The sequence below is a fragment of the Acinetobacter sp. neg1 genome (genome assembly GCF_000788125.1).
GTDB lineage: Bacteria > Pseudomonadota > Gammaproteobacteria > Pseudomonadales > Moraxellaceae > Acinetobacter > Acinetobacter vivianii.
Genome location: NZ_JSZD01000016.1, coordinates 122,937 through 146,210 on the forward strand (window position 1 = coordinate 122,937; position 23,274 = coordinate 146,210).

Annotated in this window: 13 protein-coding genes and 2 pseudogenes; 2 read left to right on the forward strand and 13 right to left on the reverse strand. The window is 41.9% G+C overall.

Annotated elements, in window-relative coordinates; genetic code table 11:
* Window positions 1–211: 211 nt before the first annotated feature.
* Entirely contained in the window at window positions 212–2,299 is a 2,088-nt protein-coding gene (pnp, locus tag PJ15_RS12750) for a polyribonucleotide nucleotidyltransferase (protein WP_171067053.1), read from the reverse strand.
* A gap of 258 nt (window positions 2,300–2,557) precedes the next feature.
* Window positions 2,558–2,827 carry a 30S ribosomal protein S15 gene (rpsO, locus tag PJ15_RS12755; protein WP_004774141.1) on the reverse strand — a complete coding sequence of 90 codons (270 nt, stop codon included), beginning with the start codon at window positions 2,825–2,827 and terminating at the stop codon, window positions 2,558–2,560.
* A gap of 238 nt (window positions 2,828–3,065) precedes the next feature.
* Here rpsO and PJ15_RS12760 point away from each other — a divergent pair, with 238 nt between their 5' ends.
* Window positions 3,066–4,364, forward strand: a complete 1,299-nt coding sequence (locus tag PJ15_RS12760) for a serine hydrolase domain-containing protein (protein WP_047431387.1) — start codon at window positions 3,066–3,068, stop codon at window positions 4,362–4,364.
* Between the two features lie 52 nt (window positions 4,365–4,416).
* Here the strand turns inward: PJ15_RS12760 and PJ15_RS12765 are convergent, their stop codons facing one another.
* From PJ15_RS12765 to PJ15_RS12805, 9 genes are all read right to left on the reverse strand, one after another.
* Window positions 4,417–6,195, reverse strand: a complete 1,779-nt coding sequence (locus tag PJ15_RS12765) for a T6SS phospholipase effector Tle1-like catalytic domain-containing protein (RefSeq protein WP_047431389.1) — start codon at window positions 6,193–6,195, stop codon at window positions 4,417–4,419.
* On the reverse strand, window positions 6,195–6,635 hold the full coding sequence (locus PJ15_RS12770; RefSeq protein WP_047431392.1) for a hypothetical protein: 441 nt from the start codon (window positions 6,633–6,635) through the stop codon (window positions 6,195–6,197). The genes PJ15_RS12765 and PJ15_RS12770 overlap by 1 nt, the downstream gene beginning before the upstream one ends.
* Window positions 6,636–6,752: 117 nt before the next feature.
* Window positions 6,753–7,193, reverse strand: a complete 441-nt coding sequence (locus PJ15_RS12775) for a hypothetical protein (protein WP_047431395.1) — start codon at window positions 7,191–7,193, stop codon at window positions 6,753–6,755.
* Window positions 7,194–7,301: 108 nt separating this feature from the next.
* The gene (locus PJ15_RS12780) at window positions 7,302–7,751 is read right to left on the reverse strand and encodes a hypothetical protein (protein WP_047431398.1); all 450 of its coding nucleotides are present in this window, start codon (window positions 7,749–7,751) and stop codon (window positions 7,302–7,304) included.
* Window positions 7,752–7,806: 55 nt separating this feature from the next.
* Window positions 7,807–8,241, reverse strand: coding sequence for a hypothetical protein (locus PJ15_RS12785; protein WP_047431400.1), 435 nt, complete (start codon window positions 8,239–8,241; stop codon window positions 7,807–7,809).
* Between the two features lie 89 nt (window positions 8,242–8,330).
* Window positions 8,331–9,230: a DUF4123 domain-containing protein gene (locus PJ15_RS12790; protein ID WP_047431403.1), complete on the reverse strand. Its 900-nt coding sequence runs from the start codon at window positions 9,228–9,230 to the stop codon at window positions 8,331–8,333.
* The gene (locus PJ15_RS12795; protein ID WP_047431406.1) at window positions 9,230–11,857 is read right to left on the reverse strand and encodes a type VI secretion system Vgr family protein; all 2,628 of its coding nucleotides are present in this window, start codon (window positions 11,855–11,857) and stop codon (window positions 9,230–9,232) included. Before PJ15_RS12795 ends, PJ15_RS12790 begins: the two co-directional genes overlap by 1 nt.
* A 744-nt stretch (window positions 11,858–12,601) precedes the next feature.
* Window positions 12,602–14,353: an exodeoxyribonuclease V subunit alpha gene (recD, locus tag PJ15_RS12800; RefSeq protein ID WP_200045941.1), complete on the reverse strand. Its 1,752-nt coding sequence runs from the start codon at window positions 14,351–14,353 to the stop codon at window positions 12,602–12,604.
* 99 nt (window positions 14,354–14,452) lie between these two features.
* Entirely contained in the window at window positions 14,453–18,166 is a 3,714-nt protein-coding gene (locus PJ15_RS12805) for a UvrD-helicase domain-containing protein (RefSeq protein WP_047431412.1), read from the reverse strand.
* Between the two features lie 215 nt (window positions 18,167–18,381).
* On the opposite strand from PJ15_RS12805, the gene PJ15_RS12810 reads away from it, so the two are divergent.
* Window positions 18,382–19,413, forward strand: a complete 1,032-nt coding sequence (locus PJ15_RS12810) for an OmpA family protein (RefSeq protein ID WP_047431415.1) — start codon at window positions 18,382–18,384, stop codon at window positions 19,411–19,413.
* An 80-nt stretch (window positions 19,414–19,493) separates the two neighbouring features.
* Here PJ15_RS12810 and PJ15_RS18950 read toward each other — a convergent pair.
* A pseudogene (locus PJ15_RS18950) lies at window positions 19,494–20,603 on the reverse strand (exonuclease V subunit gamma); the annotation flags it as partial.
* 104 nt (window positions 20,604–20,707) lie between these two features.
* Window positions 20,708–23,195, reverse strand: a pseudogene (locus tag PJ15_RS12815) (exodeoxyribonuclease V subunit gamma); the annotation flags it as partial.
* Between the last annotated feature and the right edge of the window lie 79 nt (window positions 23,196–23,274).

Consider the following 23,274-nt stretch of genomic DNA (forward strand, 5'->3'; position numbering starts at 1 on the left):
ATCTAAAACCACATAAATACGGCAGGCACGGAAATTTGGGGAATTCTACGTTAGTTGTTGGGCTCAGATTTAAAGTATTAGACTAATGTCTAATATAAAGAAATTTTATGTTTACAGTTTCAACTTTTTATACTTATAACAATCATTAACTTAATAAAAAAAGCGCATTGTTTGTACAATGCGCTTTTTTTAGTCGAAAGACTGAGCTAGCTTATGCTTGCTCGATATCTTTCATTGTCAACTTGATACGACCACGGTTGTCGACATCAGCAACTTGTACTTTAACTTCCTGACCTTCTTTCAATACGTCAGTCACGTTCGCAATACGTTCGTTTGAAATTTGCGAAATATGAAGAAGACCATCAGTACCTGGCATGATGTTGACGAATGCACCGAATTCAACGATACGGATTACTTTACCGTCATAGATCTTACCTGGTTCAACCTCAGCAGTAAGTGCTTGAATTTTTGCAATCGCAGCACGAGCAGCAGCTTTAGTTTCACCAAATACGCGAACTGTACCGTTATCTTCAATATCAATTGCAGCTTTAGTTTCTTCAGTAATGGCACGAATCGTTGCGCCGCCTTTACCAATCACATCACGGATCTTGTCTGGATTGATGTTAATCACTTCAAATGTCGGTGCATTCGCACTGATTTCTGCACGTGCACGTGAAATCACTTTGTTCATTTCATTGAGGATGTGCATACGACCAGCAAATGCTTGGTTTAATGCAACTTCCATGATTTCTTCAGTGATACCTTCGATCTTGATATCCATTTGAAGTGCAGTAATACCGTTTGCAGAACCTGCGACTTTAAAGTCCATATCACCTAAGTGATCTTCGTCACCCAAGATGTCAGAAAGAACTGCGAAACGCTCGCCTTCTTTCACTAAGCCCATTGCGATACCCGCAACTGGTGCTTTAAGTGGAACACCTGCATCCATAAGTGATAATGAAGCACCACATACAGAAGCCATTGAAGATGAACCGTTAGATTCAGTAATATCAGAAACGATACGAATTACGTACGGGAAGCGGTCAGCCGCTGGAAGAACAGCTTGAACACCACGACGTGCTAAACGGCCATGACCGATTTCACGACGCTTAGGACCAGATTCACGACCTGTTTCACCTACAGAGTATGCAGGGAAGTTATAGTGCAACATGAAGTTGTCAGTTTTCGTACCTGAAAGGGTATCAACCATCAACGCATCACGCGTGTTACCCAAAGTTGTTGTAACCAACGCCTGAGTTTCACCACGTGTGAATAACGCAGAACCGTGTGCACGGTCTAATACACCAACTTGTACGTCGATACCACGAACAGTTTTGGTATCACGACCATCAATACGCGGCTTACCTGACAAGATGTTGTCACGTACTGTACGGTATTTAAGGTCTTCAAATAATTCATTTACTTCGTCAGCAATACCAGTCTCGTCATTTTCAGGAACGAACTGAGCAACCGCTTCTGCATAAAGTGCATCAAGTGCCGCATAACGGTCTTGTTTGATTGCAATGGTATATGCTTCAGAAATCTTCGCTTCGAAAGCTGCTTTTAATTGCTCAAGAAGCACTTCGTTTTTGCTTGGAGCAACCCAAGTTGATTCAACTGCACCCGCAGCAGCAGCAAATTCTTTAATCGCTTGAATTGCGATTTGCATTTCGTCATGACCGAAAAGAACAGCACCAAGCATTTGGTCTTCTGAAAGCTCTTTCGCTTCAGATTCAACCATTAATACTGCAGATTCAGTACCAGCAACAACAAGATCAAGGTCAGATTGTGCAAGTTGTTCGAAGTTCGGGTTAAGAACATATTCACCGTTAATTAAACCAACACGCGCACCACCGATTGGACCACGGAATGGTGTACCTGCAATTGACAATGCAGCAGATGTACCAAGCATTGCAGCAATATCGGCATCCATGGTTTTGTCAGAAGAAACAACTGTTGCTGTGACTTGAATCTCGTTGAAGTAACCTTCTGGGAACAATGGACGGATTGGACGGTCGATCAAACGTGAAATTAAAGTTTCAGCTTCAGAAGCACGACCTTCACGCTTACCGTAACCACCAGGGATACGACCAGCAGCATATTGTTTTTCTTGGTAGTTAACAGTCAACGGGAAAAAGTCTTGACCCGCTTTTGCTTTAGGTTGGGCAACAACTGCAACCAGAACAGTCACGCCACCCATGGTAACTAAAACTGTATTGGCTTGACGTGCAACACGACCCGTTTCTAAAACAACTTGATGTTGACCAAATTGAAATTCTTTACGAATGATATTAAACATTGACATGTATTATATTTTCCTAGTTTTATTCTAGTGAGACCCCTAAGGTTTGGCATTCAGACCACCACTAGCGTGTGGATAAATGACAAAGCTTAGAAGCCATCGCACTAGATCAAAAATTTTTAAATAAAAGTTAAACACAAAGAAGGAGCGAACAAGCGCCCCTTCTAAACTCACCTAACGGAAATTAGGTGAAACTCTCTTTTCAGCGATAAGGCATTGCAACATGCGAAATAGCGAAAACAAAGTAAAATCGAATTAACGACGTAAACCTAATGCGCCGATCAAAGCAACATAACGACCGTGATCTTTACCGTTTAAGTAGTCAAGTAATTTACGACGTTGGTTTACCATACGAATCAAACCACGACGGCTGTGATGGTCGTGTTTGTGTTCTTTAAAGTGACCTTGCAAATCATTGATTTGAGCAGACAATAAAGCAACTTGTACTTCAGGTGAACCAGTGTCGTTTTCAGCACGAGCAAATTTAGCGATGATCTCTGCGCGATCTGCGTTAGTTAAAGCCATTCGATTTCTCCGAGATGCTTAAAAAATAAAATGATATTGATCAGTTGAAAACAACTGACTGCCGTGCATCACTACAGCAAGGCGCTATTTTAAGTGATCTATCGCTATATTGCAAAATTGTTTTATGTTTGCTGGCATTTCGGCAGCTGACAGCATTGCACAAAATAGGCACACTACCCTTGCTCTGTTTATATTCATGACAGAGGAAAAAAGAAAATGAAAAAATTGCGAGGGATGCGTGAAAATTTTATCAACCAATACTTGCTACGTTCCACATGACCTCAATCAGGTGATTCGCACCAAGGATGAAGTTTCGGCTGAATTGGGTGGCATGACAGAAAAGCAGATTCAAAAAATCTGGAGCAGTGTCGAAGCGCTCTATAAAACGGGGAACTATCCACTCATCACCTTATGTTTACGCCGACAGGGACAAATTCTGTTAAACCGCAGTATTGGTTATGCGCAAGGCAACTCGACGGAAGGCTTAGCACCTGATGCCAAGATTGCGACCCCAGATACACCTGTCTGCCTGTTTTCTGCATCTAAAATGGTAACAGCCATGTTAGTGCATATGCTGGATGAGCGTGGAGACCTGAATTTACTTGATCCGATTAGCTATTACATTCCTGAATATGGCGTCAATGGCAAACGCCGTGCCACGATTTTTCATTTACTTTCGCATCGTGGGGGGATTCCACGTATTGATAGCGAAGTAACGCCAGAGCTGCTCTTTAATCAGGAAGAAATCTTAAAACTGCTTTATGCCGCGAAACCAGTTTCCCCTTCAGGTACGCATCTTGCCTATCATGCCGTAACTGCGGGTTATATTCTGGGTGAAATCGTTCAACGCGTGACAGGACAAAGTGTTCGAGAGTTCCTCGCAGAGCACATCGAAAAACCGATGGGCTTAGACTATTTCAACTATGGTTTAAAACCAGAATATCGCGATGATGTTGCCTTGAACTATGCCACAGGGATTCATCCAAGCTTAGGCACAGATTTTTACCTGAACCATGTGTTAGGAGGTGGCCTGCAACTGGCGGTGGATGTCACCAATGATCATCGCTTTATGGATACGATTTGTCCTGCGGGTAACATTTATACCAGTGCTGAACAAGCAGGACGATTTTTTGAAATGCTGCTCAGTGGTGGTGAATATCAAGGCAAGCAAATCATGAGTGAAAAAACCGTATTCCGCTCAACCTTACCGACCTCTGGCATTAGTCTGGATCGAACCCTGTTGGCACCAATGCGCTATGCGCTGGGCCCAATGCTGGGTAGTAATCCTGTCGGCTTATTTGGTCCAATGACAGGTCAGGCATTTGGTCATATCGGTTTCTCAAATATTTTGTGTTGGGCTGACCCCGAACGTGATATTAGTGTGTCCTTGCTCACCACAGGTAAATCAGTCGTAGGTACACATCTGCCTGCACTGGCAAAAACGTTGTACCAGATCTCCACAAATTGTCCAAAAATTCCGAAAAATCAGCGCCGCTCACTGTTTGCGACAGATCGTACTGAGGCGGATCTGGTTTAATTTATGTGTAAAAATAAGGAGGTTAATCATCAACCTCCTTACTTCCACCTGCTTAACTCGCAGCATCTAAAGCTGGCTGTTGCTGATCCAGTTTCGATTGCTGGAATGAGTCCATCAGTTGCTGTTGCTGTACCTCTGGATCTTTGGAGCACATTATTTTCTGCTCACTCAATTTTTTATCGATTTCCTGACCTTGCCGACTACGTCTTGGCTCAAAAACCGTTCTTTGATAGAAATAACTAAACGGCTCTGCATTGAATAAGAAGCCATATTTTGAGTCATGAACATATTGCTGATAAAAATCAGCGACAGGTTGGATGGTGTCCCGCTCCCAACTTTCTAGCTCCCAGCCGTCAATACTAATCAGATATTCATAAAGTTTAGACACTGGTGATAAAACACGGAAAATATTGATACCACCGTTCTTGGAAGCAGTAAAATTCTGACTGGCTCTCAAGCGTCTGATTTCCTCGGCCATACTGGCAGGGCCAAAAGCTGCAACTGAATAATCTACCGTTCTACGCATTGTCCCCTTACGTTCCTGCTCAGTCGCAATTGCTTCACCGCTACGCTGGATGGTGCCATAAGCACTATAGTAAGTTTTCATCGCTGCCATCATCTTGGCTTTGATTTGCTCACGATGCTTCATCGCTTGATCTGGATTTTTCGCCTGAATTAACTGCATGGCAGTTGCTTCCTGACTTTGCATATCACTAACGACTGACTGATATAAGGTTTCAACCTGAGGTAAAACTTCGAATTGTGTCTTAAATAAGTCCCCATGCTCTTTTTGTAATTGCTCATAGCTATACATCCGTACACCTGCCTGTACGGCTTCATTGAGCATATCGCGTAAAGGGATACGGGCAAAATGATCGGTAATCTGGGTTTCTTCATCCAATGGCATATACCCCCCTCCAACATCCGAATGCATACCTGGATAGACTACTTCCTTCCAAGCTGGATTGGCCAATGTGCCATCTTCTCTTTTACAAATCAGATCAACTGGAAAGGCAAAGCGTTGCTCATTGCCTGCCACATGATGCACACACATCTTAACCCGTTCATCGACCACCATATCACGACCTTTAAAGGTCAGATTATTCAGAAGATTGGTTGAGGGTAAACCAAAGGATGCGACTGTATCAAAGATCCCCAAGAACTGAAATTCGATCGGAGATTTTTTCTCTCCATAGGTCAAACCATCACACGTAGATTCACATTTCCCGAGCATTTGATTGGTAAAAGCGCGTGCCAATGCTGCACCACGAGAGAAACCAAATACAGAGATATTAATTTTTTTAATAAGACGATGCTCTGACAAACATTGGGTTAGCTCAGTTTCGCTACTGGCTTTCCCAGCTGTTGCATATTGCGATAGATTTTTTTCAGCACTCTTTACTTTGATTTCCAAAACTTTTTTTAGGTGATCGTTAAACTGTTCTTCGCCATAATCTAAACGTCTCGCGCCACCAAGTCCTGCACCAGAACCAAGTGCCAAATTATCCTGCATCCATGAAATGGTTCTTTGAAAAATGCCTAACTCTGCATTGAAATTAGTCCCAACTCCTGAGACATAAATGGCGTGATTTAATGTCACCCTACTCTTTGAATCTTTCCTTTCAGATAAAGCTTTCTCATTAGCATTACGCCATAAACGAGCAGGATTCGACCACTTCCCACTCTTTTCATCAGTCTCTTTATTATTACCTGTCCCATCAAAAAAGACAGAAATATTGACCACATCACTACAGTCCTGTTTAGATGTCGGAGTATCATTAGATATATCATTATTAATATTAGCGACTCGTTTTAACTCTTCAGATAACATTATTTATTTCCTCGTTTTACTCCCTGACTGCGTTGTTTATCCATCCATTCTAAGCCTTTTCGTGTTGGATCAGGTAAATCATTTGAAGTTGTAATTTCCACTGTATCATCGGGATATAAATGCGCGGCTAAATATTTCTTCCCTTTAAGCTGATCTTTAGTAATGACTACAGCATTTTTTGCTCTATGTAATTTCCCAGTATGACTATCTTTCCAAGTTATAACCTGTTGACCAACTTTAATTGGTGCAACATTTGTTCCACCTCCAAAACCACCACCGATCTCTTTACTATTTAATTCGACCATATAAGCGTTATAAGAGAGATCATAATGAAAGGAGGTCGTTGCCATATTATAAGTTGCATTTGGACCAATCCCTGCACAACCAGCCAAGCCTAATGGTATTGCTGTAAGTAATGCGAATAATTTCTTAAATATCATAATCCTACTCTCATCTTTATCTATATATTTAAGCCATATAAACGCAAGATTTTTAAATTTATATGGCTTAAATATATGTAACACTAACAGCTATGACCTACTTTAACTGTTTAATTATTATTTACTTCCCCTTTTTATCCCCATACTCCTTTGTTTTTCCATCCACTCTAAGCCTTTTTGCGTTGGATCGGGTAAATCATTTGAGGTTGTAATTTCAACCGTATCATCTGGATACATGTGTAGAGCTAAATATTTTTTCCCTTTTAATTGCTCTTTGGTAATAACTAATTGATTCTTTGCTTCATGCATTTTATAACTGTTTGACTCCCCCCAGATCACCTTTTGAACACCAACTTTAATTGGCGCAACATTTGTTCCTCCACCGAACCCTCCACCAATTTCATTTCCATTTAATTCAACCACATAGCTTGTATATCTAAGATCATAATTAAATGAGGTTGTTCCCATATAGTAAGTTGCATTTGGACCAATCCCAGCACAACCTGCCATGCTTAGTGGTATTGCTGTAAGTAATGCGAATAATTTCTTAAATGTCATAATCCTACCCTCATCTTTATCTCTATATTTAAGCCATATAAACGATTTTTTTGAATTTACATGGCTTAAATATATGTAAAACTAACAGTTATGACCTACTTTAACTGTTTAATTAATATATTTATCTCCCTTCTTTACCCCTGCTCTTTCTTGCTTTTCCAACCAAGTTAATCCTTTTTGTGTGGGATCGGGTAAATCATTTGATGTGGTCACCTCAACGGTATCATCTGGATAGATATGTAGAGCTAAATATTTTTTCCCTTTTAATTGTTCTTTATCAATCAACAATTGATTAGCAGCTTTATGTATTTCACCTGTATTTGTATCTTTCCATGTTACAATTTGAGAGCCTACCTTGATTGGACTAACCATTGTTGATTTCCCAAATCCCCCAGCGATAGTATGTCCATTTAATTCAATCATATAGGGATTATATCTTAGATCATAATGAAAGGAAGTTGTCCCCATATAGTAAGTTGCATTTGGACCAATCCCAGCACAACCTGCCAAGCTTAGTGGTATTGCTGTAAGTAACGCAAATACTTTCTTAAATGTCATAACCCTATCCTTTCTTTATATACTTAAACATTATAAAAGCATCCAAAATAAAAATTTATTGATTATTATATTTTTGTTTCCACAATTGAGTTCTCCACTTGACTCCCTTATCTGTTGGGTCTGGCAATTCATTTGATGTTATAATTTCAACCGTATTATCTGGATATAGATGTGCTGCCAAATACTTTTTCCCTTTCAACTGCTCTTTAGTAATAATTACTTTATTTTTTGATTTATGTACTTCCCCTGTATTAGTATCCTTCCACGTTATGATTTGAGACCCAACTTTAATTGGTGCAACATTTGTTCCACTACCGAATCCACCACCAATTCTTGAATCATTTAATGTAACCATATAACTGGTATATCTAGGATCATAATTAAATGAGGTTGCCCCCATATAGTAAGTTGCATTTGGGCCAATCCCTGCACAACCTGTGATAACAAGGGATAAAATGATAAAGACTATAAATACTTTTTTAAATTTCATTTTTACATCTTAATAATAAATACTCTTAACTCATTATTAATTTATCACGATCAACAATACATTCCTGCTAAATCAACCATACACATTATTTATCCAGCTTTAGTCATTAACTTCGCCATTAGCTCATCCATCGTAATCACTTTTTTACTTAATTCAGCAAGCACGATTTGTAGATCTTTATCTTTATTAAAATGGTCGCCATACATCAATTTAAGGCAGAGAAAGTTTAATAAATCCCGTGTTCCAGACAAATGATATTCTCGTGCTTGTGGAAGCGTATCTATTACAAATTGATATAAGGCATAATCATCCATTTTATCGACTAAAAAAGAATGATTCAGTTTGAGGTGATAAATCAAATGATCAGGTAAAGTAGCCTCAACCATTCTTTCCTCTTGTTCTACTGTAAACATGAGTGGGGTTGTATAATGAGGTAAAATATCAAGCTTCTGATTTAAACCAAATATAGCCTGAAGATTAGCGAGACGATCCCAATACCACCAACTTTGGATAGGGCGTAATAAGTTTTCGATCTGCTCAGGACTGAACACAGGTTCTTTAACATATAGAGTTTGATCCTCAGCATGCCCAACCAATGTTGCCAATATCACTGGATCCCAAAAGGCTAAAACCATTTCTAGCCCACCTTCAAACTCAACCTCTAAAAACTGACGTAGATGTTCAAACAACAAATCGAAAGAAACAGGCGTTACAATCAACGTCATACTTGCTGTTCCAGCAACATGACGTTCAACCCAGCTCCATTCTGCACTGGAAAAATCACGAGGTAACTGCAAGAGATGAGGTGAAATAGCTCGCGCTTTCTCTCCACTGGCTTCTTTTAACAAGCACTTCTGGCGTAAATGCTCAAATACTTTGAGAAAGCGCTTATCTTGAGCTGCATCGGCAATCGCATAGACATTCAGCTCCAGTTCATCTAGTGGATAATCTTTAAAGGTTTCCAAAAAAAGAGTCAGATTACCCTGCATTACACACCCTCGCCTTTGTTAATAAATGCTCCACGTTGCGAAGCTCGTCTTGCTAAACATTCCCAGCAGATATTATTCGGAAAAATAGGAAGTTGGGGCGTTTCACTCGCCCCTGTTGTAAAGATATGCTGTCCAGCTTTAGCTTTGAATGTATTTGGCGTAACCACCGTTACCCCTTCAGCATTAATTTTTAAAGCGCTGTCTTTCGCTTTTAAAACAATTTCAGTTGGGCTTTGTATCTCAACTTTCCCTTCTGATGACGTAATTTTGATGTCTAGCCGCGCAGCAGCTTCCAAATGATTATCCTGTGCTTGTAAATCAAACTTTCCTTTTGCAGCATAAATTTTAAGGTCTTCCTGACCTGCGAACATGCTCAGTTTTTTCTTGGTATTTAATACAAAATGTTCGTCTGCACTAATATTTACAGATTGCCCACTTCCGACTGTTACCGCCTCTAAAGCATGAAGATGTACATTCTTTCCTGAAACCATAGCAATACTTTCAGGCGCTGCTATGAGCATCAGTGCATCACGTGCTGCTTTTAAGTCAGCCCATTGTGTTTCAACTTTTTTGATATAAGCCTCGACCTGACTCAACATGTCCGCAGCTTCTGCTTGCTGTTTTTCTGCATATTCGGACAGCGCTTTCATACTTTCAAAGCTTTCTGAAAATTGTGCCAGAGCTTCTTTCGCTTCCAGTTGAGTATCTTTTGCTTGATCTTGTACAAAGGTTGAAAGATATAAACCCTTGCTTCGGATTGCGCCCGCATTATCACTACGTAGTTCAAATCCCTCACCACGGCCATCACTTTCAGCCTTATCCTTAGGGTGGCTTAAATTGCCTAGATTCAATTGAGTTGCGCTGTGACTACTATGTAACTGTGCACTGATTTGCCCTGTCGTATCATCAAAACGCAGTTGGTTATAACCTTCACCACCCACTTCTTTTGAACGGATACCACTGAGCTTTTTGGTGTCAGGAAGTTGCCCTTTAATATCAAATTTAGTGGGTGAGCGTTGCGCTTCATGAATACGACCGGTTACGAATGGGCGATCAATATTGCCATCAAAGAAATCAATTACTACGATTTCATCTTTACGTGGTAAAAAGCGCGCACCATAGCCTTCGCCGGCCCACGGGGTAAGCACATCGACCCACGCCGAATCGGTATCACTGTCATTCGATCCTGCACCACCATCATGTGCATGGTCTTCTGTACGGGTAAATAGAAAGCGAACCTTGATTCGTCCCCATTCATCAACATGAATTTCTTCACCATCGCTCACGACTTTGGCACGTTGTACATGTGCGGTAGGACGGTGAGTCAATGGATCATATTCAGGTACAATCTCAATCGTTCGACGTACCACCATCAATTCATTGGCTTGGCGTTCTTGTTCACTATCTTTACTGATTGGCCAATGGCTAAGACTGAGTAATTTTTCGACTTGCTCTTTAATCTCTTTCGGAAGATTGTTCTGGTTATAAAAATGCTTGGTTAGGATTAGGAATTCTTTATCATTTTGACTATGGTTTTTTTCTAATTCTGGATGATCATTCAACTGAAACCAGTAACCCACCTGAGTATCTCGAACACTACTATGTGCAGTAAAGTATTTCGCCTGTAAAGCTTGATATTGATTGAGCTGCTTGTTGAGTTTCTCTAATTGATTATTTCCTGATGCTGTAGCCTGATCTTCTCCATTTAAATCAGCAATCCAGGCAGGTGAAATATTCCAGGCTTGTTCCAGACTTAAACTCTCATTATCTCGCTGGGTACTGTGTTGATGTGAACTGAGAACTGAACCACTGGCATCTTCTTGACTTAGACTATCTGCTTGCCAACGTTGCACATGTATAGCCGTAGGCTGTAATTGGCGCTGGGCAATAAAACTGGTAATACTGTCAGCCTGCTCAACCGCATTGGAACGATGGTAATGAATAGATCGGCGTTCAAGCGCCTTAAATTGTGCGTTATCATCAATCAAACGTAGCTTTTGGGCTTCGATACTTTGACTTGAACTCGCAACAATATAATTCGATTCATCAATTAAAAAGTTAATCGACTCTTCGCGTAATAACCGAGTTAAATATTCATAATCGCTTTCATTGGACTGCATTGAAAAAGGGCGAATATCATAGTTTCTAGTTAAACCACTGCTATCCAGTTTAAGGCTGGCGGCAAACAAAGGGCTTTTGCTTTGCCATTCCTTAAAAATAATTTCGCAAATCTCTACGGCACTTTTATTCATAAATACGCGGCTATTGCGTCTTTTATGCCATAAGCTCGTTGCATCCTGCATTGTTAGTCGATAAAGGCTCAATGCACCATCGCTTTGTCCTTGACTTGCACCAGTAATAATTCCCGTCGTTCTAAAGAGTTGCCCAGAATCCGTCACTTGATCAACGGCAATCTGACAGCCAATAAATTGTTTGAGTTCAATATAAGGATTGGTAGATAAACAGATCAGTTCTAGGGAGAGTCCATCATTAATGCCATGATAACCATCAACGCGTTGCAGCATGATTTGAGTATTTAGAGCCGCATTTGAAAACTGAATACTAATGGCACGCTTTTGAGTGCTGAGACCTAAACTTTCTAATATCTGAAAAATACTACTTAACATTGTTATTATTTAACCAATCGAAAAATACAGTTAATTTTGCCTAGAATTGTCTGTCTTGTCTAATTTCTTCAAAACAAAAAAAGCCCAAGTTTCAACTTGGGCCTTTGCGCTGAGGTTTTATAATTATATTTTGCTTTATTTTTCTTGTTAACTCTTCTCCTTTCACATTCACACCCTCTGAATGATCTTACACACATCATTGTCTTTATTATCTTGTTCTTGTGTGTGCTGTTTCTATACTGACTATTCTGTCAGAATCAATTATGGAGAAAAATAGCATTTTTCTTATCTCTGTGTAAGATAAAACGTACAAGTCTGTATAACATTTAACTTAATAATAACAAAAAATTGTTCTACAACAGAATTCTCATTTCTTCTTTTTATCTGACTTGATTCAACACACACAAAGCGACAAAAACATGAATATTCACGTTTTTGATTGGATTATAGAAATAGATTGATGTTGAAAAATTTGACGTGCTGAAACAGTAAAAATAAAAAAGCCCTGTAGTCTCTCCCAAAACTACAAGGCTTAGCGGCTGTAAGTTTCCTCTCTTATCACTTACTTCACTGTAAGTTCGCTGTCATCACGACGTTATTATTATATTTTTGCGATTTACCTAGCTTTCCGTGCTAGGCTCTTTGTGGGTACATAATCTCAAAAAGCTTTAATTTGCTCTAGCGACAATATCTCGAATCTTTGTAAGCTTTTACTTACAAAAGCTCATATTTTGTAGAAAAAGTTCACAATATAACCAAATTGATCTTTTGCACTAAACCACTGCAGCGTACTGTACGCGTTGTGAGTGCCTGTTGTAGCGCATCTGGATCAGCCAAAATACTCACCACTTTTTTCGCTCGGGTGACCGCTGTATAGATCAATTCCTGACTCAGCAATTTCTCCGCACTTGCATCCAGCACAATCGCGGTATGAGTAAATTCGGAACCTTGAGATTTATGGATCGTCAAGGCAAACGCGGTCTGCATATTTCGTGGTAAACGATGGGCCGCAATCCATTTGTTCAGGCTGGGAAAAAAGACTTCAAATTGCTGTGGCTGGGTTCTATGTTTGAAGCAGATCCCGATATCCCCATTGGAAATACCGAGCTGGTAATCATTATAGGTCATCATCACTGGACGTCCGATATACCAGTCTCCTACGGCAATTTGTTTGAGTTGCTGGTTCAGCCATTGTTCAGCATGACGATTTAGCTGTTCAATCCCCAATTGTCCGTGGCGAATCGCGGTTAAAATACGATAGTCATCGAAGGCCTGAATCACCTGTGAAATAGATTGCTCAGGTTCATCTGCCTTTAGATACGTTTTTAATGCCTCGACATAGCCTTGAAAACCATACATTAATTTCTGCTGTGCCGTCGTAATATCAGCCTCATTCTGTTCTGGCAGATACTCAAGCTGAATCAGGTCAGGCATATCTTTAGATAAGACCACTGCTTGTAAAGCTGTTGCTGGTACGATCTGACTTTCCAGATTTTCCAATACAGAAGCAGCTTCTGCCTGATTGTGCTGATCCTGAATAAATCTTGCCAGTTGTCCAATCTTGGCCTCTCCAGAGAAACGACGACTGGTTTGCAGTTGCACCCGATTCTCCGCCAGTGCAGGAACTTGCTGTAAATCTGCCAAGACTGAACCAACATCAACCGAAGCTAACTGATTGGCATCTCCCAATAAAATAATGCGGCAAGCATCAGGTACCGCTTCAAATAAGGCAGTTGCCAGATTTAAATCCAGCATTGATGCTTCGTCGACGACGATTACATCATAAGGTAAAGGTTGTTTCTGATTAAAACGAGGAATCTGGCGATTGCCCATGCCCAATAAACGATGCAAGGTTTGTGTATTCTGATGGCGTAATTCATCGGTGATCAGTCCCGAAGCCACCAGTTTTGGATCATTAAATGAGTTCTGTAATGCTTCCTGCATACGTTGTGCTGCTTTGCCTGTCGGGGCAGCCATGGCAATCCGAATATCAGGAATCATCTGATTCAGAGCAGCAATAATACGTGCCAACGTATAGGTTTTACCTGTACCCGGCCCGCCTGTAATAATACTCAGCCCTTGTTGCAACACCATTTTCAATGCCGCCTGCTGATATTCGTCACTCAGTAAGTCGTGATAATCCTCAGCTTGAATGCTCTGAATTGTTTGTCGCTTTAATCGACAAATCTGATGGGCGAGGCGTTGCTCTAGTTGCCAATATCGGTATAATGCCAAGCCCTGCTGATCATAGACGCACGGCGCCACCTGAGTGGTTGCAAGCTCACTAGAAACAGCAAGATCTCCGAGCGCTTCAAGCTGTAGTGGATTGACTTCAATACAACTATCGCCTTGCAAGCTGGCCTCAACCAGTTGCTGTAATACTTGTGCAGCGCCAACGGATTGCGATGATTGAGAAAATGTTGCTTGTGTGAGGTAGTTACTCCACATATTCAACCAAGTCATTTGCTCAGGCTGATTATCCACTAGCTTGTCCACAGAGTTATCCTCAAACTTACCCACACGCTTGTCCACAAGGTTATGAACATATTTATCCACATGATAAGTTTTTGTTTAGTTTAGCTTCATACATTTTATCTACACCATTTTTCCTGCTTTATCCTCAGAAAAATATCCAAGAATTGCATCCAAACGCAAGATAAATTCGTCCTCAGGTTTCCAGTACAGACAGCCTTGTTGTGCCTGTCCATTCATCCCACGTAAATATAAATAAGACGCGCCACCCAAATGCTGCTCTATACTGTAGTTCTGCAATTTCACGCCCAGATAACGGTGCAACGCGACCAGATATAAAGCCGCTTGTAGCCAATAACTAGAGAGCGACATACTTTCTGCAATCTGCTCATGTTGGTAATCGGCTTGGTCCGTACCTAAATAATTACTTTTATAATCGGCAATATGGTAACGCTGACCATCGAAGTAAACCAAATCGATTGAACCATTCAGATAACGGGCAGACTTGGCCTCAAGCAGTTCAGGCATTTCTATCTCATATTCTTCAAACAGTTGTTGCACACGCTGCATTGCCAGCACCCGATCCGATAACGCCAGATAGAATGGACATTCCGATAGATATTGCCCCGCCAGTAGTTGCTTTAATTGAAAGTCCTGATTCAGTGGCGTTACCAGCACATCCTGCAACCATGCCGCAATCCATTCATACAGTTGCTGTTCTGGTTGCTCCTGCTCTGGAAAGTGCTGTTGATATTGTTCGAGTAAATCGACCCATAAACTTTGATAGGTATTTTTAAAACGACGGCGAATTTCCTCAATCCACGTTTCTGGTCGTTGAAAATCAATCTGCTCAAAAATCTCATGCAGAAAGTTGCCCGCCAGCGTGCCTTTAGGAAAGTATTGCTTAATCCATGCGATCGGTTGAGAGGTCGCTAAACTCTGATGGCTGGCAAGATTGAGTTCATCTTCGGCCTGTTCAAAATCGGGGTCGATATTTGCCAGTCGGTCAATGCGATTGGCCTTGTGCTTTAGATGCTGCGCCAGATAACTGAAACTGGTCTTGCCACGTGCATAAAAGCGTTGCTCAGGTAAAGGCTGGGCAGCAAGCGGGAGCTTTTGTTTGTCCTGCTGATGATAGGCGGCATACGGTCGTTCAAGTATCAAAGCTTCATCTGCACAACAAGGATGCTGAAACGGCTCACCCTGATTTTTCCAGAATGCCAGACCAGAAAACTTATTTTTATCCCCTTTTTCAGGTTCAAATACCGCATAAACCCGATGGCTGGCACGCGTCAGTGCCACATACCATAAACGGTTTTGCTCAGCTAAGGCGCGTTGTTGATGTTGATCTAACTCAGCCTGCTGTAGAAAGTTTTTATCTGCGACAGCAACCACCCGTTGCGTACGAATCTGCCCTGTTTCTGGATGCTGAATCTCGGCAGTCGAAAAATTTAAACTCTTCTGCATTTCAGCAAAGGCTTTGTTAGCACCAAGCAAAAACACGATTTTATATTCCAGCCCTTTGGACTGATGAATCGTCATCAACTGTACGCCGGCTTCACTGGACAGCTTATGTTCTAGCTCCCATTCACGATCACTAGGTGAATGCAGTTGTTTGAGATACCAGTGATACAGATTTTGTATGCCTTGCACATGTTCGCTGTGCTGACTCAGAATGTCGGTGAGATGACGTAAATTGACCACCGCACGCTCATTATCCTTACTCTGCGTTGCGACCAGTTGCTGCCAGATGCCAAACTGGTTTAAACAACGTTGCCACGCCGCCAGAAAACCTTGATTGAGCCACATTTCCCGTATTTCATCCAGTTGCTGGATATAAGCACTTAAGCCTTCTGGACTTTGCTCAAGTGCCAACAAACGGGTTAAGTCAAAGCCAAATAAACGACTCAGCAAGGCACGCTTTAATTTGGCCTCATCATAAGGATTGAGAATGGCGGTTAACAACGCCCCAATATCCTGTGCAATCGCTGAATCAAAGACACTGCGTTTGGAAGGACGGTTGACCCGAATCCCCAAACGTTCCAATACGTATTGCACTTCATCGAGTTGGCGATGGCTACGGGAAAGAACGGCAATATCATCTTCGTAAATGGCTTTAGGGGCTTCACCCTCCAAATACAGTTGTGTTGCATGTGCCTGATTGAGCAGGGTCTGTATTTTCCAAGCCACTTGAGTCGCTTGTTCATTACCATCCTGTAGTTGCAACCAGCGTAATGGTGCGGGATTGATCTGGTTATTTTCAATCAAGGCAGGATGTGGACGTGATCCCGCCTGAATCGGGTCATACAATACCTGCTCACCAAAATCGGTCTGTCGCTGGAACAGGACATCTACCACCTCGACCAGCTCTTTCACTGAACGATGGTTATGAATCAGCTTATAGACACGCCCCTGCTTGGCCATAATATCCTGATGGGCATTCAGGAACGTCAGCATATCGCCGCCACGGAAACCATAAATGGCCTGTTTACGATCCCCGACCATGATCATACAGCCCTTTTTATAGCGCTGTGGATGTCGCCAGATACTGGCCAACATATCATCCTGATCTTGGTTGGTGTCCTGAAATTCATCCACCAGAATCAGCGGATAACGTGCCTGTACAAATACAGCAAAACGTTGTCCCTGCTCGCCTTTTAATGCTTCAGACAAGGTTTTAATTTGCTGGGAAAATGTGGTTTCGCCCTTTTGCTGCAAAACTTGTGGCAGCCTTTTTTTGACCTCAATACACAGATAGGCCTTTAGATAAACCTGTAATTGTTCAAATTGTTGCTGTGTGTGTTGTAATGCCTGACCAAGCGCTTGTAACTGCAATATTGCAGGATGCTGATAAAATCCATCACTAATGTCTGCGGGACATTTCTTAAAAATTTTCTGATTATCGAGCTTGTCTAAAAATTTAAATAAGGCATCGCGATCTGCCTCAAAATAAGCATCAAAAACCTGTATCGATGTAGGTTGCTTTAAAGCATTTAATAGCGTAGGACAATGCACTGTAAACAGCTTATTAAAAGCATGGTTGCGGAAAGACGTACCATTAATATGTGAATAATGCGCACCATCCAGATGAAAATATTCAGCCAGCTCGGCCAATTCAATCTGTTCAGCTTGCTGCTGCCATTGTTGTAATTGCGCTAGTTCAATCTCAGGCATGGCTGGCAATTTAAATTGAGCCGAACTAAAGTTGAGAGAACTCTCGACCATCGAGACAAAATGGTCGACACTCTTGAGACCACCGACGCTATAAAGTGCATCAATCACTTGTTGTGGTTGAGCCTGAATCCACTCACGCAATACATCATGAATCAATTGACGAGTATAGCTTTTTGCATCATCGGTAATCTGTGCCGTTTCGATCTTGCCACTTTCAAAAGCAAACTCTCTGAGCAGCTTCTGGCTAAAGCTGTCCAAGGTTCCAACAAATAATTCATCTAACTGATCAATCACCAGTTTCAAGCGTTCACAGGCGTAGGCAATACGAGGTGCAAAAGTCTGTAAAACCTGCTGTTTGAGCGGATCTGACTCTTGTACAGCCAATGCCTGAATATCCTGTTCCAGCACGGTACGTAACGGTTCCAGATATTGCTGCATCTCCACCAGACGTAAACGGATACGGCTTTTTAACTCGGCAGCAGCGGCACGGGTAAAGGTGGTTGCAATGACCTGATTGGGCAGATATTTCTCCAAGAAAATACGCACCATCAAGCTGGACAGTGTATAAGTCTTGCCTGTCCCCGCTGAGGCTTCAATCAGATGTAGACCTTCGAATTGAATATCCCGAATCGGCTGAAAAGACGTATTTTCTATAGATGACATAAGCCCCATACTCTGAAACTAAAACGATGCACAAAGGCATAGCAATCATTTTTAATCATAACTGATTGTATTCGAACTTTCACAGCCGTTGTGCTGAGTCCACATCTCTCCGAATAGATGTTATACATCTATATTTCATCGTATTTCAGGATCTATCGCGATGAATATAGGCGATACGGGATATGCAATAAATAAATTCGAAGGAAAATAAATCTATGAAAAATATTATCTTTCTATCTGTCATTATTGGGGCAACTTTAGTTAGTGGATGTAGCAAGTCAAATAATAGCTCGACAGCCCCGAATCATAGCGCCACAGCAGATACAACAGAAGATGACATTTCGGGTCATAATGACACAAATCACTCATCCAATACTTTTGCTATTCAAAACATCCCCATCTCAAACCATCAGTTTGGAGAATTTCCCTTTTTTAATCTTCCAGCAGGGTTGATCACCACTAACCCACCGATTCAACGTAAATATGACATCGTCTACTTTCCTATTAACGGAGTGATGACACCCATCGAAGGCCGTGTATGGAAATCTCATATTTCTCTAGAGAAACCAGAAAATGGGGACTGGTCTCTGCCTTACTTCTTAAAAAGTTACGATGATGCAATCACTGCGGTCGGTGGGAAAAAGATATTTGACGGAAAAATCACAGATCAGGAATATAAACGCTATCACGATCAGGCACCCTATTTAGGTGAAGATGGCTCGATTGGCTACGCGGATCAGGACATTAGAGTCTATATTATTCGCAGGCCAGATGGCGATGACATCTACCTTCAACTGACTGGTGATACCGCTTCTGGCCTTATCAATATTTTACAAGAAAAGCCATTTAAACAGACCATCACATTACTCCAGTCAGAGGAGATCCAGCAACAACTGGAAGACACAGGTAAAGCCATTCTATATATCAATTTCGACAGCAATAAAGCGACCTTAAAACCTGAAGGTATGGTCAGTATTCAAGAGATCAAGGAGGTACTCGATAAAGATCCTCAACTTAAACTTGAAATACAGGGCTATACAGACGATATAGGCAGCGCTGAGCATAACCAGAGGTTGAGTCAGGCACGTGCTGAAGCCGTCAAGAATGAGCTTGTTAGAGCCAACATTTCATCTGATCGGCTTCAGGCAACAGGCTTTGGACAGACTAAACCGATTGCAGATAATCAGACCGAGCAAGGAAAAGCGAAGAATAGACGAGTCGAGCTGGTCAAACTCAATGCTGACTAACAGTCCCCATACTCCAACGCGTGTTGATATAGGAGAATCAAGATATTCCTGCACTCAACAAGCGGGCGTTGCCCGATCTGCTATTCCACACGTAAAAATTCAAAAATGGGCTGGTACAAGCGATAGGAATAGTGATCACAAGCATATTGCAATAATGCTGCTGCATCCTGTTCTTGCAAAATAAACTGCCAGTCCCGATGTAACTTACAGGCTTCATTCTGGGTCATATCAAAGCCAGAGAAATCGCCTGTATCATTCCAGTCTTTCAGCACCTGCTTTTGACTGTCTTCGATTAAAATTTGCTTTGAATCCAGCTCAAACCATTCGTATTGCTTAACTTTTTCCAGTGGCTTTAACATCAATGCCGCAGGTAAAACCACAGGCTGTTGTTGTGCAGTTTGCCAAAGTTCCAGCCAAGCCTGTAAATAAGTCCGTGCTTGCTGAGAACTCAAGCCTTCACAAATCACGGTCTGATCGCTAAATACCACGATACGGCGTTTTTCAGTTGCAGCCTCATGATTCAATACCGTTAACCACAACAGATACTCCAGCCAGACCTTGGCAAGACGTTTGGCGCGTGCGCTTGAAGCATCCAGACTAATCCAGTCCTGCCCGATGTGTTTCGGGGTCATACAACCGATCTGTAAATGTTTCGACACTCGCCAAACACGCTGTGTGGTTTCTGTCGGCGCTGGGGCATATTGCTGCAAACGTTCCAGTAAACGCTGTTGCTCTAAGCGGCTTTGCTGCCAGGCACTTTGCTGGACTTTGCCAACAGGCAACTGATCTTGTAATAACTGAGGTGAAGTCTTGTCATCATGCTGCTGTAAAAAATGACGAATGGCATATTTACCCAAGCCATCTAGCAATAGAGGCTCAGTTTGATCAACGAGTTCTGTTGCACTCAGGTTTTCTACACCCAACGTTTTTAAGTACAAACGGGCTGGAAAAGTAACATCCTGAATCCATTGCTGACCATCCAGAATCAGCATTTCATTATTTTCAACGGGATAAACGGTATTGACCCAAGCCGCTCGTTCGCCTTTTTCCTGCTGGATTTGCGAAGCAACTTTAAACCATTGATCCTGAAAACGAATATGGCCTTGTTCTGCCATAAAGCCTAATGGATCAAAGGGTTGTAAGCGATGAATATAGAAAAGTGGATACAACTGTGTCGGGAGTTGCAAGGCTGCAAATTCTTTAGAAAAATCTTCTATATCTCCAGAGTCACCCTTTTTTAAAGATGGGCTGAGAGAAATTTCCCCCAATGAAGTCTCTTCCTCTGAGAGAGATTTAGAGAGGGGTGGCTTTATAATCAGTGCCAAATGATCACGGAAATTTTGTAACACACTGGATGGCTCTCGTACTTCACCATCATTCACATCAAAACCATTATAGAATAACCATAATTGTTCCTGCGCCAACAAGACTGCATCTAAAAAAGCCCCCTGATCATCTTCTAGACGAGAACGATCCCCCAATTGCTGACGTAACGCATCCATCAAATCAAAAGGAATATGACTATCACGATTTGGAAATTTTCCTGTATCCAGATTCAACATCACAATCAGTCGATAAGGAATTGGCCGAATCTGACCGATCTGGCTAAAGGTAATTTGCCCTGTGGGTTCAACCTGCGCTGACTGGCTTTCCAGCGTCCGTTGAATTTCTTCAATGATATAAGGCAGAGGCAAAGAAATCTGGCGTAACTGGCTTTCCATATCTTCATAATAACTTGCCAGCGTCAGCATACGCTCCTGCTTCTGAATAATCTCACGCACAGCTTTTAAGGCCACAATATCGGCCTGCTCAAATTCTTGAACATCTGCTTTCAGGCGTTTTAGCCATGTCTCTACTGGTAAGCGCTGGCCTTGCTCATGCGCCACCAGCCAGTGACGTCGCACCGACAAATCCTGATATATCTGGATCAGAATACCAATCAGTTCAAAATCACTTGGCTGTACCCCTGCATAACTTAAAGTTTGCTGCACCATTACATGTGCAGGCACGGCAATACCTAAAGCTAAACGATCTAAAGCAAACTTAAAGCTATAGCGGTAATCTTGATCATCGGCACTTAAACTATGCTTGAGATGCTCCTCATCCAGACCGCGTTTAAAACCCGCTTCATTTAGCAAGGTCAGGATGCGTTGTGCCTGACTATAATCCAGTCCATAACGCTGTTGGGTTGCCGATAGATTCAACCAGTCAGCAAAATCATCTTGCGTCATTCGGGTTTGCGTCAGTTGCAAACGCCCTAGCACTGCCCGCCAAGCATTCAGTGCATCGAGCTGGGCCACACCTGCAATTTTAACGGGTAAGAACACATCATGATCATTGGGTACTGAAGGGAAAACACTACGAATTAGCGGCTCAAGCTCAGCCAGATTCGGGGTAAGAATCAGAATATCGTTGGGACGACGTGGTGATGAATTGGACTGCGAAAGCCAATGCAAGAGTTGTTCTTTTAACACCTCTAGCTGTCTGAGGCTCGAATGACAGACATGGAACTGAACCGATTTATCCTCGGCTGCCAGTTCATATTGCTCGGGTAATGGCTCTGCCAGATAGAAAATATCCGACTGGATTTTGCCCAGTAAGGTCTCGGGAAAATAATCTTCAAATGCATCAACCCATTTCCCCTCCTCGCCTGTTGCGAGTTGTGATAACAAGGAAAAGTGATCACGCGCCTGCTTGCCTAAACGGGTGAGTAAAGGATGACGAGATTCACGATTTAGAGCATTAAAACCTAAACTGAAACGCTCAAAAAAAGCAGTAATTTCTGCATCGGTTGCCTTGGGATGCTTGGCAATAAAACGTTCTTTCACACCCAAGTCATAACGTTGCTTCCACAAGGGATCGACACTATCCGCCCAATATTCTTGTGAAGGGTTATAGTGCAAAATCACCACATCAAGATATTGACCTAAACGGCGTAAAAACTGCAGCTGGCTGGGTGGCAAATCGAGCACCGTAAAAACGATCACCTGATTCGGTAATTGTGCTAAAGCTTTTGCCCGTGTCTGCTCATTGTCTAAAGTCTTCCAGAAATCAGCATCAATCCCCTGCATTTCAATAAAGTCATCATGGAAATAGTTTTGCCATAACCAACGTTGCCACGCTTCCAGTTGTTCGGTCTGGGTTAGGCTAAAGGCTGAGGTCTGCTGATCCGTCTTGGCGATCAGCTGTTCAATATCCAGTGCTTTATTTTGCCCCCAAGTCGAGAGCCAGTTCGTTGTGCAACTGCATTCACTGCGACAGCCTTTTTGACAATGACCGCGATAAATCATGTAGTTATTAAAGAGTTGCGACACCTGCTCCGCCACCCAATACAACATGCTCTGCTTTTTTAACTGTTTTTCTGTGCCCTGCGGTAATTGAGCCGCACTGTCATAAATGCGCTGCACAATTGAATATAAAGGATGATCTGCAGCAAGATCGAGCTGATCAGCACGGATAAAGGGCTGTAAGGCTTGGTGAATACGCCATTTTAAAATTAATCGTGGAATATTGGCCTTTCGCACCTGCTCTTTATTTTCAAGTACCTGCTGATAGGCATACCACTGAAAACCACGAATACGCTGATGGAATTGATAATTGGCGGTCATGCCTTGCTGTTCAGCAATCTTCTGTGTTAACCATTGTTCTTGTGCAGGACTCGGGACAATAAAATGCTGGGTTTTAAACACCTGAAAAGGTGAATCACTGGGCTGGGTAATTGATGCCATCACGCCTTGTAATAACACTTCAAGACGTTGACTTTGAATAACATGAATACCCATGTATTAATATAACCTCATCAAAAAATGATCATTTTGTTGCACGAAAACGTCCATAATAGTCACTATACAACATTCAACT

What these genes read in the sequence shown, in the direction of transcription:
- PJ15_RS12780 (WP_047431398.1), bottom strand. Translation starts at nt 7,751, where the DNA reads ATGACATTTAAGAAAGTATTTGCGTTACTTACAGCAATACCACTAAGC.
- PJ15_RS12810 (WP_047431415.1), top strand. Translation starts at nt 18,382, where the DNA reads ATGAAAAATATTATCTTTCTATCTGTCATTATTGGGGCAACTTTAGTT.
- PJ15_RS12775 (WP_047431395.1), bottom strand. Translation starts at nt 7,193, where the DNA reads ATGACATTTAAGAAATTATTCGCATTACTTACAGCAATACCACTAAGC.
- PJ15_RS12805 (WP_047431412.1), bottom strand. Translation starts at nt 18,166, where the DNA reads ATGTCATCTATAGAAAATACGTCTTTTCAGCCGATTCGGGATATTCAA.
- PJ15_RS12765 (WP_047431389.1), bottom strand. Translation starts at nt 6,195, where the DNA reads ATGTTATCTGAAGAGTTAAAACGAGTCGCTAATATTAATAATGATATA.
- PJ15_RS12770 (WP_047431392.1), bottom strand. Translation starts at nt 6,635, where the DNA reads ATGATATTTAAGAAATTATTCGCATTACTTACAGCAATACCATTAGGC.
- rpsO (WP_004774141.1), bottom strand. Translation starts at nt 2,827, where the DNA reads ATGGCTTTAACTAACGCAGATCGCGCAGAGATCATCGCTAAATTTGCT.
- PJ15_RS12790 (WP_047431403.1), bottom strand. Translation starts at nt 9,230, where the DNA reads ATGCAGGGTAATCTGACTCTTTTTTTGGAAACCTTTAAAGATTATCCA.
- PJ15_RS12785 (WP_047431400.1), bottom strand. Translation starts at nt 8,241, where the DNA reads ATGAAATTTAAAAAAGTATTTATAGTCTTTATCATTTTATCCCTTGTT.
- PJ15_RS12795 (WP_047431406.1), bottom strand. Translation starts at nt 11,857, where the DNA reads ATGTTAAGTAGTATTTTTCAGATATTAGAAAGTTTAGGTCTCAGCACT.
- pnp (WP_171067053.1), bottom strand. Translation starts at nt 2,299, where the DNA reads ATGTTTAATATCATTCGTAAAGAATTTCAATTTGGTCAACATCAAGTT.